Origin of the sequence: Desulfonatronum lacustre DSM 10312 (assembly GCF_000519265.1) — a bacterium.
Classification (GTDB): Bacteria; Desulfobacterota; Desulfovibrionia; order Desulfovibrionales; family Desulfonatronaceae; genus Desulfonatronum; species Desulfonatronum lacustre.
The window spans coordinates 2,259,260-2,273,117 of sequence record NZ_KI912608.1; the positions used below are offsets into that span (position 1 = coordinate 2,259,260).

The following is a 13,858-nucleotide window of genomic DNA, read 5'->3' on the forward strand; positions in this document are numbered from 1 at the left end:
CCGAGTACGCCGGAGGTGAAGTGGACCCCATTCTTTGGACAGGAGTTGGACAAAATACTTCCAGCATTAAAAAAGGGTTTGCGATTTTCATCGCAAACCCTTGATTTTTTTTTCCTGGAGCCGACGAGGAGATTTGAACTCCTGGCCTGCTGATTACGAATCAGCTGCTCTACCAACTGAGCTACGTCGGCGTTGGTGGTGGCGGTATATTCAAAAAGCCGACAAGTCGCGACCGGCAATATGCTCCTTGCCGGTTTCTTTCATCTTTTCCCGGAAGCCAGCCGGCGCTCACCGGGATGGCCGCACCGAAGCGGCGGATTACAGTTCGGCTTGGACTTCCTCAAGCATTTTCTGGATCTCTTGCAGCTTGGACTGCTGAGCCTGCGTTTCCACCTGGGTGCTCAGGTAGTTGATCTTATTCGCGGACTCGGTGAGCATGCTGGAGAGAACCACGCGCTTGGCTTCCTTGGGCAGGTCCTTCAGGCTCTCAACCAGGGCTTCCATTTCGCCTTCCAAGTCGGCCATCTGGCCCTGAACCGCGACCAACTCTTGCTTCACGCCTTGAACTTCATCCAGCTTTTCGGTCACGCCGGTGATGCTCTGCTGCTGGGAGAAATAGAGAATGACCATCAGGACGACGGCCAACAGGGCGACGAACAGGGCGGCCTTGCCCAGATCACTGCCGGTTTTCATTTCGAAAGCTTCTTCGTCGATAGGTTTGTAACCAGCCTTGGGGGCTTCGGCTGTTGAAGCGGCTTGATGTTCCGCGGCACTCATTGAGATCCTCCTTATTCCATTGTTGATGAGACGGGGTCCGTAACCGTTTTGCGCTCAGTACTCAAAGATTGGTCGTTTATCAAGCAGCCAAGGCGAAATCACTCTTGCTCGGGCGGCTCCAGGTCAATCCGGGGACCGCGGGAATCATGCCCAGGCGGCGAACGAAATCGCCGAACAACACCAGTCCGGCCTGCTCTTTCGGGCCGAACGTATAGCGAATGCACTGCCAATATTCCTGTAAATCCTTCACGGTCAGCCAGTCCGGCCGTTCCAGCCGGGCGGCCAGCGGAAAAGGGTCGTCCCGAAATTCCCGAGACGCCGCGTAGAGCGCCTCGGCGGCGCACGTTAAAAGATGTTCGACACTGGGTGACAGATTGCGCCGAACCATCCAGACTCCGAAAACAAAGGGGAGGTTCGTGAACGCTCGCCACGCCTGACCGAGATCGATCAAATGCCATCCTCGCGGCGGATCGCAATGCAGCCGCAAGGCGAAGTCTCCTATTTCCAGAAACGGCATACCCTTGTCCAGCTCTTGACCGGGGTGCCGCTCGACCCATTCCGGCTCCGGCCATTGCCAGTGAAACCGCCATAAAACCCGCAGCAACGCCGTGGAACTTGCCGATGCGGAGGAAAGCCCCACCCGGAGCCCGGATGCCAAACGTTTCGGCATTTCCGAAACCGGAAACGGGCAGGCCAGCAGGACGCTGCGGACCGGCCCGTCGGAACTGATACTCAAGTCGGGCAGCAAGGTGTATCTGTCCGCCCGGGACAAGTATTCAAAAGAGGAAGAGGGCGCGACGTCAAGTCTTGCTTCAGCCAGGGCCTTGTTCAGGTCCGCGGGATGTCCGGCCACGATCCGGGTCAGGGCCTGTGTTTCGGGATCCAGGCGCTGCTGAAGCCCGTGAAACAGGGGCCAGACGTTCAGGTAGTCGATCCGTCCGATGCGGAGCATGGCCTTCTTCCTCTCGCCGTCGGCCCCGCCCCGCAGCGGGCGAAGGCCGAGGCCGACGGGAGATCGGGCTAGGGCAGTTGGGACAGCAGGGTGTCCTTGATGGAGTCGATGCTGCCTTCGCCGTTGAGTTCAATGTAGTTGGTCTGCCCCTTGGCGGCCAAATCCTTGTAGAAATACGCCGCGGCCAGGGTGCCGGTGGTGGTGTCGTAGTAGATGTCGTGCCGTTTGTTGATGGCGCCTTCATCCTGGTCGTCGGCCCGGGCCTTCAGGTCGCCGCCGCAGACGCGACACTTGTCGCCGTCGGGTTTAATGGCGTCGATGAAGATGTTGTTGGGGTGGTTGGGATCGTTGGCGCAGAGGCGACGGCCCATGATCCGGTTCTTGGCCGTTTCGCGGGGAAGCAGGATCTCCACGACGTAGTCCAGCTTCATGCCGGCCTGTTGCAGGGCTTCCCAGAGCTTCTGGGCCTGGACCATGTTCCGGGGAAAGCCGTCCAGCAACCAGCCGTCTTTGCCCTGGGTCTTCAGGGTCTCCAGGACCATGGGAATGGTCACGTCGTCCGGGACCAGGTCGCCGCGGTCGATAAATTCCTTGGCCTTCTTGCCCAGGTCCGTGCCCTTTCCGATGTGCTCCCGGAAAATGCCGCCGGATTCGATGTGCGCCAGACTGTACTTCGATTTGATCAGGGACCCCTGGGTGCCCTTTCCACTGCCGTTGGGACCAAACATCAAAATATTCACGCCACAATCCTCCTTGTGATAAAAGTTACAAGGCGATACCTTGACCTCCGTCAGCTGTCAATGTCAATGAACCGGGTCGCCAAACTTACCCCATTGATTGATTTTTCTTTTTCGCGATTACGAATCCATCTTGCGGACATGCTTCTCGTCCGTCGCCAATCCATACCGTTCCAGGGAGAATACCAACCATGCCCCACGATTTCACGTTGCTCAAGGAAACCTTCATCACCGAACTTCAGTCCCGGGCCTTTCTGTATCGCCACGACCGAACCGGGGCCAGACTGTTGTCCCTGGTCAATAACGACGAGAACAAGGTTTTCGGGATCAGTTTTCGGACCCCGCCGGCCGACTCCACCGGGGTGGCGCATATCCTGGAGCATTCCGTGTTGTGCGGGTCGCGCAAATACCCCGTGAAGGAGCCGTTCGTCGAGCTGCTCAAAGGCTCGCTGCAAACTTTTTTGAACGCCTTCACCTATCCGGACAAAACCTGTTATCCCGTTGCCAGCCAGAACAGCAAGGATTTTTACAACCTGATCGACGTCTATCTGGACGCGGTCTTTCATCCCCGTCTGACCCCGGAGGTCTTCGGCCAGGAGGGCTGGCATTACGAAGTGGACGCGGACGGAGCCTTGTCCATCCAGGGCGTGGTCTATAATGAAATGAAGGGCGCCTACGCCTCCCCCGACGGCCTGCTGTCCGAATACTCCCAGCAATCACTTTTTCCGGACACCACCTACGGACTGGATTCCGGAGGCAACCCGGAACGCATCCCGGAGTTGACCTTCGAGCAATTTCTCGACTTCCATCGGCGCTACTATCATCCTTCCAACGCGTTCATTTATTTTTCCGGTGACGACGACCCAGAGCAGCGGCTGGCCCTGATCAGCGAAGCCTTGCGCGAGTTCGACCGCCTGGAGGTGGATTCCCACGTTCAGCGCCAAGCTCCATTTACCGCGCCGACCCGTCAAACCCGTGGATATCCGGTCAGCGCCGGGGAAAAGAGCGACGGTCAGGCCATGCTCACCCTGAACTGGGTGGTGGGAGACGCCCTGGACGTGCGCGACGCCTTGGCCTGGCAGATTCTGGAATTCCTGCTGGTGGAGATGCCCTCCTCGCCCTTGCGCAAGGCATTGATCGACTCCGGCCTGGGCGATGATCTGGCCGGGGTCGGTCTGGAGGCGGAGCTGCGCCAGCTTTATTTTTCCACGGGTCTGCGAGGGATGCGGGTGGAGGACGCCGACCGGGTGGAGAGCCTGATCCGGGAGACACTGGCAGAGCTGGTTCGCGACGGCGTCCCCGCGGATCTGATCGAGGCGGCCCTGAACAGCGTGGAGTTCCGGTTGCGCGAGCGCAACAGCGGACGCTTTCCACGTGGCTTGGCGGTCATGCTTCAGGCCTTGATCCTCTGGCTGCACGACGCCGACCCCCTGGAAGGGCTGGCCTTTGAAGCGGATCTGAAGCGGCTGAAGGAGGATCTCCTGTCCGGGAAACGCATCTTCGAGACCATGATCCAGGACCGACTGCTGGACAATCCGCACCATGGCATCGTGCTCCTGACGCCGGACCCCGCACTGGGCGAAAGAATGCGCCGGGACGAGGAAGCGCGGCTGGCCGAGGCCCGGGCCTGCCTGGACGCGGCGGGTTTGGAGGCTGTTCGGCGACAAACGGAAAAGCTCAAAGCCTGGCAGGAAACTCCGGATTCGCCGAGGAGTTTGGCGACCATTCCGGGGCTGACCCGGGCCGATCTGGACCACTCCGGCAAGCACATTCCGCGGGCCGACCTGGACTGGGACGGCTGCCGCGTCCTGTTTCACGACCAGTTCACCACCCGCATCGTCCACCTGGAACTGGGGCTGGATCTGCGTCGTTTGTCCCCGGAAGACCTGCCCCACGCCGCCCTGCTGGGCAAGGTTCTGGTGGAGATCGGCACGGAAAAGGAAGATTACGCCGCCCTGGCCACCCGGATCAGTCGCAAAACCGGCGGGATCTGGCCGGAGTTGTTCACCTCGTCGAAACGCGCCGCGGATGACGATGATCCCGCGGCGTGGCTTTTCCTGCGAGGCAAGGCCATGGACCACGGGGTGGATGAGCTGCTGGCCATTTTCACCGATATGCTGCTGGCGCCGGCCCTGGATGACCGTCGCCGCTTCACCCAGCTCATCCTGGAAGAAAAGGCCGGATTTGAGAGAATGCTCATCCCTCGCGGCCATACCCTGGTCAACACCCGACTGCGGGCCGGTTTTTCCCTCGCGGACCAGGCCGGGGAGCAGATGAACGGCATTTCCTATCTCTTCTTTCTTCGGAAGTTGATCCAGGAAGTCGAAACCGACTGGGAACGGGTCCAAGACCGGTTGCGATCCGTTTTGGGTCGCCTGTTGGACAGGACCTCGATGGTGGTCAACGTGACCACGGAACAGGAGCTTTTCACCGCCATGGAGCCGAAGCTCAAGAGCTTTTTGGACGGTCTACCAAGCCGCGCAACCGTCGAATCACTCAATTCCGCCTGGAAGCTTCTGCCGGCTGAGAAAGGCGAGGCCCTGACCATCCCCGCGCCGGTGAACTACGTGGGCAAGGGAGCACGGGCTCCCAAGGATCTGCCTTGTTCCCTGGGCGCGCTGATGGTGGTGACCCGGTACCTGCGTACAGCGTGGCTCTGGGACCGGATTCGGGTCAAAGGCGGGGCTTACGGCGCGTTTTGCATTTTCGACGCCTTGAGTCGCGGGCTGACCATGGTTTCCTATCGGGACCCAAATATCGTCAAAACCTTGGAGGCCTTCGACACAACGGCCGGCTATCTGCGCACGAACCCCATCGGCGAGGACGAGTTGAACAAGGCCGTGGTCGGGGCCATCGGCGATCTGGACGCTCACCTGCTGCCGGACGCCAAAGGCCATGTCTCTCTGCGCCGCTTTCTGACCAACCAGGACGACGCGTTCCGCCAACGGGTCCGCGAGGAAATCCTGGCTTGCTCCGCGGCGGATTTTCGGGCCGTGGCCGACGTCCTGGACGCCTTCGGCGAACAGGGCCGGGTGGTGGTCATGGGCGGGGAGACGGCCCTCAACGAGGCGGCCGCCTCGCAAACAGGCCGCGACCTGCTCCAGGATTTGCGTACGACCAGTGTCCTCTGATTACGGCATGAGTGGTTCAGCAAGAATGAAGACGTGTTCAATGATTACCCGAGAGACGAGGCACGATCATGCGCCGCCGGTTTTCCACCTTGACTTCATCCGGAGTCCTGCCATAATGCTTTCAGGCAAGTTCTTTTTTACACAATCCCACGAAAAAGGAGGTGAATCACGATGAAAAAGTCTATCATTTCGATTTTGGCCGCGGTTGCTCTGGTGTTCGCATTTGTTCTGCCGAACCTGAACGCCGCCGACGTACCTGGCGACGACTACATGATCCCCAAGCCTGGCGGAGATTATGAGCCGAAGCAACAGTCCATTCCCTTCCCGCACTCCGTGCATGCGGACATTGATTGCTACGACTGTCACCACACCGGAGACGTCAATGAAGGCTGTATGGACGCCGGCTGTCACGACCTGATCTACCCGGAGACGCCCGAAGAGCGCAGAGACATTCTCTACTTTGAGAAGGCCTATCACGATTCGTGCATTGGTTGTCACCGCGACCTGCGTCAGCAGGAACTGCCCACCGGTCCAGTGGCCTGCACCGGTTGTCACCCCAGGGACTAATCGTTTTCCCTGACGGCTTCCGCAATTCAGGAGGGGCCGCGGTCAGCCGCGGTCCCTCTTGTTTTTTGCGGTGGTCATGGTTTATGCAGACGCTGTCCAAGACGCAACGACCGTCACTTTTGCCAAGGAAGGGACCATGCCCAGTGCCGCCAAAGACGAAATCATCGACCTGACCGACATCGTTGAAGAGGGTCACCCCGAAACGCCGAACCTCAAGACCGCCAAGCCTTCCGCCGCGACGGACGAAACCCTGGACGATCTGGATCTGGAAAGGGAAATCGACCAGATTTTCGCGGACCTTGGCCCCCCCGAGAAGGATGGTCAGGGTGGCGCGTCAGGCAAGAAAGGCGAACCGGACTCGGATACGCTGGACCTGGACGACCTGTTCGAGGACAAGGGCGACCAAGCCCCGGAGGCTTCGGACCAGACTGACGGCATGTCCGCTGGTGAAGATTCGGCCCTGGATTTCGGGGAGGATTTCGAAAAATTATTCGATGAGGACGCCCAACCGAAACAAAAGAACGAACGGGATTCAGACGCGTCCACCGAGGCTGCGCCGCAATCGACGGATGAACCGGACTGGTTGGCGGAACTGGACGGTCTGGGTCTGGACGAGGCCAAGCCCGAAACGGCGAGTGCCCCGACGGCCACTTCAGTTGATGTCTCGCCGGATCTCTCGGATGCCGCGACCGCTGACTCCGAAATGAAGGCTGAAACAGACCTTCAGGACGTGCCGGAAACAGATCCGGAGTCAGGCTTGGAACCGGAAACCGCCCTGGAAACGGACCTGGGCACGACCGATGAAGTCCTTGAAGACGTTGCCTCCATTACCGAGAAAACCGCAAACCAGGACCCCGCCTTGGACGAGGCCTCCACGCCCAAGGCAGCCTCGCCTGAATCCGTTTTACAGCGTCTGCAAGAATTTGAAGATCGTTTGGCCGCTTTGGAAAATCGGGAGTCGCCCCAAGTCGACGTCCCTGAACCTGATCTGGACGGCCTGCTGGTCCAAATGGACCAGCGAATAGACGAACGTGTCGGGTCGCGGGTGGACTCCGTGCAACGGACGGTGGACGGCATGGCGGAACAAACGGAGACCGCCGTCGCCAAACTCGTCGACGCCGAACTGGCCAAACTTTCCGAGTCCATGTCCGCTGAGGTCGAGCAGCGACTGAAAGAACGCCTTGAAGAGAGCTTTGCGGAGCACTTGGAAAAACGGCTGGAAGAATACAAGGCGTCCATCCAGGAAGACATCGCACAAAAGCTTGCGTCCTCATTGGATGAACTGAAACAAGACGACGGCGATCAACCGGAAGACCCGCGAATAGCCGAACTCGCCGCGGGCCAGGATGCGCTCAGGGAACGGATTGAGGAATTGGCCCAGAGTCAGGTCGCTGCCTCCGCCCCGGAGGAAAATCCGGACGAATCACTTGCTTCCACGCTTCAGGAGCGGGAAGACCATCTCGAAGCGCGCCTTTTGGAGACGATCCGTCAAGAAATGGGGAGCATGCGCGAGGACTGGGACGGGCAGAAGAACGCCCTGGCCAAGGACCTGGAAAACTCCTTGAACTACTGGGCCAAACTCCAAGACAAGTTCAAGGCGTTACAGGGTGAATGGCAAGCCCTGCGTCAGGAACAGGAATCGCCCCGGACCGGCGAGCAGGAAGCGGACGTCGCCGCGTTCCCGGATGGATGGCGGGATGAACTGGCCGCGCTGCTGGACGAGCGTTTGGGATCCTTGCGGACGGAGCTGCGAAGAGAACTGACGGACGAGATGGACAAGGCCGTCCCGCTGGCCGCCGCGCGGATCATCCGTGAAGAAATCCAGGCCATGAGCCGGGAAGAGGAAGAGGCTGAACAATAGTTAAAATACGGGAGGGCCATCCGGTTTTTCCGTTTTTAACCCGCCCGGTCATTGATCATGGTGGTCAAGGCCATTTCCCCAGGGCGGGTTTTTTCTTTGCCGTGGAGGTCGCGAGGATGGATCAGACGCAAAAGCAGGCCCTGCAGGTGACCAAGGAAATCGTGGTCAAGTTCATCGAAACGAATCGGATTTCTCCGAACACCTTTCCGGAGCTGTTCGGGGACATTTACCGCTCCGTTCTCGGCACTATTCGCAACGAGGCCGGGACCGGTACGCCGGAAGGCGACGACGACCCGGAGGCGGCAACGTGACGTCCATGGCGGCACCGGCATGAACCCGGACCACAAGGATCATGGACGCCGCGTCGTCGGCCTGTTCGGACGCATCGCGCCTTGGTACGATTTTCTGAATCACTTCCTGAGCCTGGGGTGCGACGTCGTCTGGCGCAAACGTCTCAGACGCTGCGTCCGGGTTCACCGGACCAACCGGGTCCTGGATTTGGCCGCCGGCACCCTGGACGTATCCCGGGAAATCGTCCGCCATATGCCGGACGTGGACGTCGTGGCCATGGATTTCTCCGAGCCCATGCTGCGTCGCGGACAGCGCAAGATTCGCGGTAAGGGAGAAGAAGGAGGCAGCCTTTCACGCCCACGCATCCAGCCGGTGGTGGCGGATGGACGGGCTCTGCCCGCCCGGGACGAATGCGTGGACTGCGTGACCATCGCCTTCGGAATCCGCAACATTCGCCCCAGGGAAGCGGCGTATCGGGAAGTGCTCCGAGTGCTCACGCCGGGAGGGCGATTCTGTATTCTGGAGTTCGGGGCAGGCCGTCAAAAAATCCTTCGCGGATTCTACAACCTTTACCTGCACCGCGTCCTGCCCCTGATCGGACGGATATTCTCCGGTGACCCCCAGGCCTACCGCTACCTCGCCGAATCGATCCAGGAATTTCCGGACGCCGGGACGTTGTGCGGGGAACTGCTTCAGGCAGGGTTTGCCCGAGCCTACTCCGTGCCCATGACCTTCGGGATCGTACAGCTGCACATCGCCGAGAAAGCCGGGACGGAGCGTGAAGTCTAAAAAAACTTTCGGGCCAGGGCAAAAAAAAACAAACCGGCGATAATCGCCGCCAAGCCCATTTTGCGCAGCGTGGACGGCGGTCGTTCGGAGAGAAACCGCAAATACTCGGGCATCTTTTCGGACCACAGAAAATAGGGGATGCCTTCCATGATCAAGGCCAGGCCGAGAGCCGCCAACAACAGTTGCATGTCAAACGTCATCAGCGGCTGATATCGCTTCCCCTGGGACTTTGTCCAGAACGGCATGAGCCCCCCATTTCCCACAACGGGACATCAACAGGTCGCCCTGCATGCAATCCCCGTCATTCGCCACCAAACGCATCCTGATCGTGGCCACGGCCACGGTCATGGAGATGCGGGCCGCTTTTCCGGGTCTTTCCCGACACGTGCCGGTGGAGCATGCATGGAGCCGGCTGGGCGTTTCCAAAGGGGGACTTCAGGGACGGCCCTGTGGTGAACTGATCCTGCTGGTTACCGGGGTTGGACCGGTGAACGCCGGAATCTCCCTGGGGCGTCTGCTGGGCAGCCTGTCGACCGGTTCATCGGGAAACGCATCTGAACCCGTTGGCGTGCTGAACCTGGGCGTGGCCGGGGCCTTTTCCCTGGAACGGCTGCCTCTGGGAACGACCGTGGTGACGACAAAGGAAATCTGGCCGGAGTACGGCCTGTTGACCGCTTCCGAGCTTGACCCCAGGGGCATCGGATTGGCCCAGGGCAAAGCCGACGGCGAGCCGGTCTGGGATCGACTGCGACTCACGCCGGAAAGCTGTGCCCGCCAAATGGGACTGGATATTTCCGGCCTGACCAAAGCGGTCGGCCTGACGGTGGCCGGAGTGTCCGGCACGCCGGAGCGGGCCGAGGCCCTGCGGACCCGATACGCCTGCGACATCGAAACCATGGAAGGGTTCGCCCTGGCCTGGACCTGTTCTCTCATCCGGGTGCCCTTCGTGCAGGTGCGAACCATCTCCAACCTGGTGGGTTCCAGGGATGCCGCGCACTGGGACCTGAACGGCGCCAAGCAACGCTTGGCCCTGGTTGCATCCGCACTGCTCGGCGATATTGAGGGAACTCCATGTCCGAACTGATCACGCCGCCCTTGCCCCTGACCGTGGCCGTTTCTCCGTGTCCCAACGACACGTTCATCTTCGGCGCTTGGGTGCTCGGCCAATGCGCCCCCTTGCCGGACCGAACCGCGTCCTTCATCTGGGAGGACGTGCAGGTGCTCAACGAGGCCGCTGTTCGAAGAGAATACGACGTGATCAAGGTTTCCGCTGCCCAGGCCTTGGAACTGCTGGACGATTACGTCCTGCTCCCGGCGGGAGGAGCGTTCAGCAAGGTGCATGGACCGAAGCTGGTGACCTCCCCTCCCACCTCATCCTCATCTCCTTCAGGCGCTCCGCGGACCATCGCCGTGCCGGGCCTGGGAACCACGGCCGCGGCTCTGTTGCGCCGAGCCTGGACCGAACCGGTGGAGTTGATTCCGGTGCGCTATGACCGAATCGTGGACATGGTGCTGCGCGGCGAGGTGGATGCCGGGCTTTTGATCCATGAAAGCGCCCTGCTGCTGGACAGGTACGGGCTGTCCTGCATCCTGGATCTCGGCCGCTGGTGGGACGAACGAACGAACGGCCTGCCCCTGCCCCTGGGGTGCATCCTTGGACGGCGGACTCTGGGCATTGAGACGTTGGAGTGGATCACTGGGCGGATTCAGGCCAGCCTGAGCCATGCGTCCCACGCCCCGGACTCCATCTGGCCCCTGGTCCGTGCCCTGGCTCAGGAAATGGACGACGAAGTGCTCCGGACCCATATCCGAACGTATGTCAATCATTACAGCCGGGATATGGACGAGGAAGGCGCGCGCGCCTTGGAATACCTGAATGGGATGATCCATGCATAAACGTGGACGTTATCAGTCCGTTGAAAAACTCCCAATTGCTGCGTCGCTGCAAAAAGTTCAAACTCTCACGTATGAATAAATACGCTTCGACCTTGAACTTTTTTTGCTCCTTGCACTTGGGGTTTTTGAACGGACTGCCGGATAAGGACTTTTTCAACACTCAGTTATCGAAATCGAATCGAAATTGGAATTGATGTCCAAACAAGCCTGTTGTCAGGCCTTGTGACGAGTTTACTTCTAGCCGATTTTGATCACGATTTCGATACCGATCCGAATAGCCCGTGAGAATCGAGAACGAATTCGCCCTGGTCGCCGCGTACCGCGCTGTTGACACGTCGTCCTCCTCCTGACTACTTTCCCCCCGGAAACAGCTCTTTCTCTTTATTTCCACGATACGCGAGGGTGGCGGAACTGGTAGACGCACCAGACTTAGGATCTGGCGGCTTGTCCGTGGGGGTTCGAGTCCCCCCTCTCGCACCACTTCAACCGGCCGTGTCGCGCCGCGCAATGCGGCCTCGGCTCGGCGGCCTTCTCATTCATTGCGGTTTTTTAATAAAAACGATATACTTTTCCACTTTTTACCTTGAGAGAATTCCGTGCGGCGGCCTTTCCGCCACGAGCGGACCTCTCTCGCGATTGCGCCGCTTCGGCCAGGTCGAGCGGCCTCGCCTTTTTTCGTCAATAACTCCAAGGAGGAATCGTTCATATGCAGCATGAAGTGCTCGAGCCGACACCGGTCAAACGCACCGTGAAAATCGTCACCCCGCCGGAAGAGGTCAATTCGGCCTTGGCCGTGGCCATTGCCCTGTATCGCAAGGACGCCGTGATCAAGGGCTTCCGCAAGGGCAAGGTGCCCTCGTCCGTCATTGAGGGCATGTTCAAAAAGAAGATCTACGAAGAGGCCACCAACGACCTGATCAACTGCCACATCAACGAGGTGATCAACGAGATGCAGGTCAAGCCGCTCTCGAGAATCGACGTGGATGCCGGCGAATTGGTCAGGGACCAGCCCTTTGAATACACCATCAGTTTTGAAGTGGCCCCGGAGTTTGAACTGCCGTCCTACGAAGGCGTCGCCGTGGAAGAGGAAAAAGCCCAGGCCAGCGAGCACGACACGCAATTGGTCGTGGACCGGATTCGGCGGAACATGGCGGAAATCGTCCCCCTGGAAGAGGATCGTCCCGCTCAGGACGGAGACGTGGTGGTCGTGGATTTTTACGCATCCCTGGACGGCAGAACCCTCGACGACTTCAAGGCCGAGAATTTTCAACTGGAGTTGGGTCAGGGACAGGCGCTGCCGGAGTTCGAAGCCCTGATCCAGGGCATCCGTCCCGGCCAAGGCACGGAATCGGATATCTCCTTTCCGGAGGACTTCCTCAACGACGCGCTGGCCGGAAAAACCGTGACCATGAACGTGAAACTCCAGGAGATCAAACAGAAGAAGCTCCCGGAAGTGGACGCGGAACTGGCCAAGAAAGCCGGCAATTTCGATTCCGTGGAGCAGCTGCGTGAGGCCATCGAGAAATCGTACGTCGAATCTCGAAAACGCGTGAACAAAGCCGCCGCGCAAAAGAAGATCCTGGACGACCTGACCTCGCAGGTGGATTTTGCCTTGCCCGAGTCCATGGTTACCGAGCACATCGATCGAATGGTCGAAGAAATGCAGCATCGTCTGGAACGGATGGGCAAGCGCATCGAGGCCCTGGGCAAGCCCATGGAGGAAATCCGGGAACAGTTCCGGTCCAAGGCGGAAGATCTCGTCAAATCCCAGCTGTTTCTTTTGGCCGTGGCCACCAAGGAGAACCTGCGCGTTTCGCCCATGGAAATCGATGCCTTCTTCCGAGACATGGCCCAGCAGACCGGGCAGGACGCTCAGGGATTGAAGCATTTTCACGAGCAGAACAACCTGATGCCGGCCGTCAGCGACCGCATCCTGGCGGACAAGGCCATCGAATTGATCTACTCCAAGGCCCGGATCACGGAGGTCGACCCCCAACGGGCCGAGGAATCCGACTCTGAAAACGCCGAATCCCAAACCGAAGCAATGTCGTGACCCCTTGCGCCATGCCGCGAGGAACGTCGGCAAGCCCGCTCCCCCCGAAACATTCCGGGGCGGCGGGCTTGCCTTTGTCGTTTTGATTGCTACCTACAGAATCGCGTAAGAACGACCGCGTCCCACCTCTTCACGGGTCCGCGACCTCTCGCCGGCCGCGGGCTTCGCTGTCGGCCACTCAACTCCAGGAGGAAACACCATGCCCATGGGCGTGCCCATCGTCATAGAAACCACGGGGCGGACGGAACGGGCCTACGACCTGTATTCGCGTCTGCTCAAGGACAGGATTTTGATCCTGGGAACGGCCATTGACGATTACGTCGCCAACTTAGTTTGTTCCCAGCTTCTTTTTCTGGAATCCGAGAACCCGGAAAAAGAAATCAACATGTACATCAATTCCCCCGGGGGCTCCGTCACCGCCGGTTTGGCCATCTACGACACCATGCAGTACATATCCTCCCCGGTGGCCACGCTTTGCCTCGGACAGGCCGCCAGCATGGGTGCGTTGCTGCTCACCGCCGGAGCCAAGGGAATGCGCTACGCCCTGCCTAACAGCCGAATCCTGATCCACCAACCCATGGGCGGTTTCCAGGGCCAGGCCACGGACATCGACATTCAGGCCAGGGAAATCATCCGCCTGAAGGAAAAACTCAGCGAAATCCTGGCCTCGCACACCGGCGCGGACCTGGCAAAGGTCCGCCACGATACGGAGCGGGACTATTTCATGAGTGCGCAGGAAGCAGTGGACTACGGGCTGATCGACAAGATTCTCTCCTCCAGATCGCAACTGAAGTCATCGTAGAG

General features: G+C 59.6%; 13 protein-coding genes and 2 tRNA genes. 10 read left to right on the forward strand and 5 right to left on the reverse strand.

Annotated features, from left to right (window positions below; translation table 11 throughout):
- Positions 1 to 115 precede the first annotated feature (115 nt).
- The 4 genes from DESLA_RS0110715 to DESLA_RS0110730 form a co-directional block, all read right to left on the reverse strand.
- Positions 116 to 191: transfer RNA gene (locus DESLA_RS0110715), tRNA-Thr, on the reverse strand.
- Positions 192 to 318: 127 nt separating this feature from the next.
- Positions 319 to 777: a hypothetical protein gene (locus tag DESLA_RS0110720; protein ID WP_028572440.1), complete on the reverse strand. Its 459-nt coding sequence runs from the start codon at positions 775 to 777 to the stop codon at positions 319 to 321.
- 79 nt (positions 778 to 856) lie between these two features.
- A complete protein-coding gene (locus tag DESLA_RS20030) occupies positions 857 to 1,729 on the reverse strand; it encodes a menaquinone biosynthesis protein (RefSeq protein ID WP_051434597.1) in 873 nt (290 codons plus the stop codon).
- Between the two features lie 68 nt (positions 1,730 to 1,797).
- A complete protein-coding gene (locus DESLA_RS0110730) occupies positions 1,798 to 2,469 on the reverse strand; it encodes an adenylate kinase (RefSeq protein ID WP_028572441.1) in 672 nt (223 codons plus the stop codon).
- A 188-nt stretch (positions 2,470 to 2,657) separates the two neighbouring features.
- Between DESLA_RS0110730 and DESLA_RS20035 the strand changes: the two genes are divergently transcribed.
- From DESLA_RS20035 to DESLA_RS0110755, 5 genes are all read left to right on the forward strand, one after another.
- Positions 2,658 to 5,597 (forward strand): insulinase family protein, encoded by a 2,940-nt coding sequence (locus DESLA_RS20035; RefSeq protein WP_035261705.1) that lies wholly within the window; start codon positions 2,658 to 2,660, stop codon positions 5,595 to 5,597.
- A 171-nt stretch (positions 5,598 to 5,768) separates the two neighbouring features.
- Positions 5,769 to 6,164 (forward strand): cytochrome c3 family protein, encoded by a 396-nt coding sequence (locus DESLA_RS0110740; RefSeq protein ID WP_028572442.1) that lies wholly within the window; start codon positions 5,769 to 5,771, stop codon positions 6,162 to 6,164.
- Between the two features lie 136 nt (positions 6,165 to 6,300).
- Positions 6,301 to 8,025: a coiled-coil domain-containing protein gene (locus tag DESLA_RS0110745; RefSeq protein ID WP_156932932.1), complete on the forward strand. Its 1,725-nt coding sequence runs from the start codon at positions 6,301 to 6,303 to the stop codon at positions 8,023 to 8,025.
- 116 nt (positions 8,026 to 8,141) lie between these two features.
- Complete coding sequence (locus DESLA_RS0110750; protein WP_028572444.1) at positions 8,142 to 8,336, forward strand: hypothetical protein; 195 nt, start codon at positions 8,142 to 8,144, stop codon at positions 8,334 to 8,336.
- A gap of 19 nt (positions 8,337 to 8,355) precedes the next feature.
- Entirely contained in the window at positions 8,356 to 9,105 is a 750-nt protein-coding gene (locus tag DESLA_RS0110755; protein WP_028572445.1) for a ubiquinone/menaquinone biosynthesis methyltransferase, read from the forward strand.
- On the opposite strand, the gene DESLA_RS0110760 is transcribed toward DESLA_RS0110755, so the two are convergent.
- Entirely contained in the window at positions 9,102 to 9,293 is a 192-nt protein-coding gene (locus tag DESLA_RS0110760; RefSeq protein WP_337833221.1) for a DUF2065 domain-containing protein, read from the reverse strand. The genes DESLA_RS0110755 and DESLA_RS0110760 overlap by 4 nt on opposite strands.
- A 101-nt stretch (positions 9,294 to 9,394) precedes the next feature.
- Here DESLA_RS0110760 and mqnB point away from each other — a divergent pair, with 101 nt between their 5' ends.
- From mqnB to clpP, 5 genes are all read left to right on the forward strand, one after another.
- Complete coding sequence (mqnB, locus tag DESLA_RS0110765; RefSeq protein ID WP_035261708.1) at positions 9,395 to 10,189, forward strand: futalosine hydrolase; 795 nt, start codon at positions 9,395 to 9,397, stop codon at positions 10,187 to 10,189.
- Complete coding sequence (locus DESLA_RS20040) at positions 10,177 to 11,001, forward strand: 1,4-dihydroxy-6-naphtoate synthase (protein ID WP_035261711.1); 825 nt, start codon at positions 10,177 to 10,179, stop codon at positions 10,999 to 11,001. The genes mqnB and DESLA_RS20040 overlap by 13 nt, the downstream gene beginning before the upstream one ends.
- Before the next feature lie 396 nt (positions 11,002 to 11,397).
- Positions 11,398 to 11,481: transfer RNA gene (locus DESLA_RS0110775), tRNA-Leu, on the forward strand.
- Positions 11,482 to 11,707: 226 nt separating this feature from the next.
- The gene (tig, locus tag DESLA_RS0110780; protein ID WP_028572448.1) at positions 11,708 to 13,054 is read left to right on the forward strand and encodes a trigger factor; all 1,347 of its coding nucleotides are present in this window, start codon (positions 11,708 to 11,710) and stop codon (positions 13,052 to 13,054) included.
- A gap of 205 nt (positions 13,055 to 13,259) precedes the next feature.
- Positions 13,260 to 13,856: an ATP-dependent Clp endopeptidase proteolytic subunit ClpP gene (gene clpP / locus DESLA_RS0110785; RefSeq protein ID WP_028572449.1), complete on the forward strand. Its 597-nt coding sequence runs from the start codon at positions 13,260 to 13,262 to the stop codon at positions 13,854 to 13,856.
- Positions 13,857 to 13,858 lie beyond the last annotated feature (2 nt).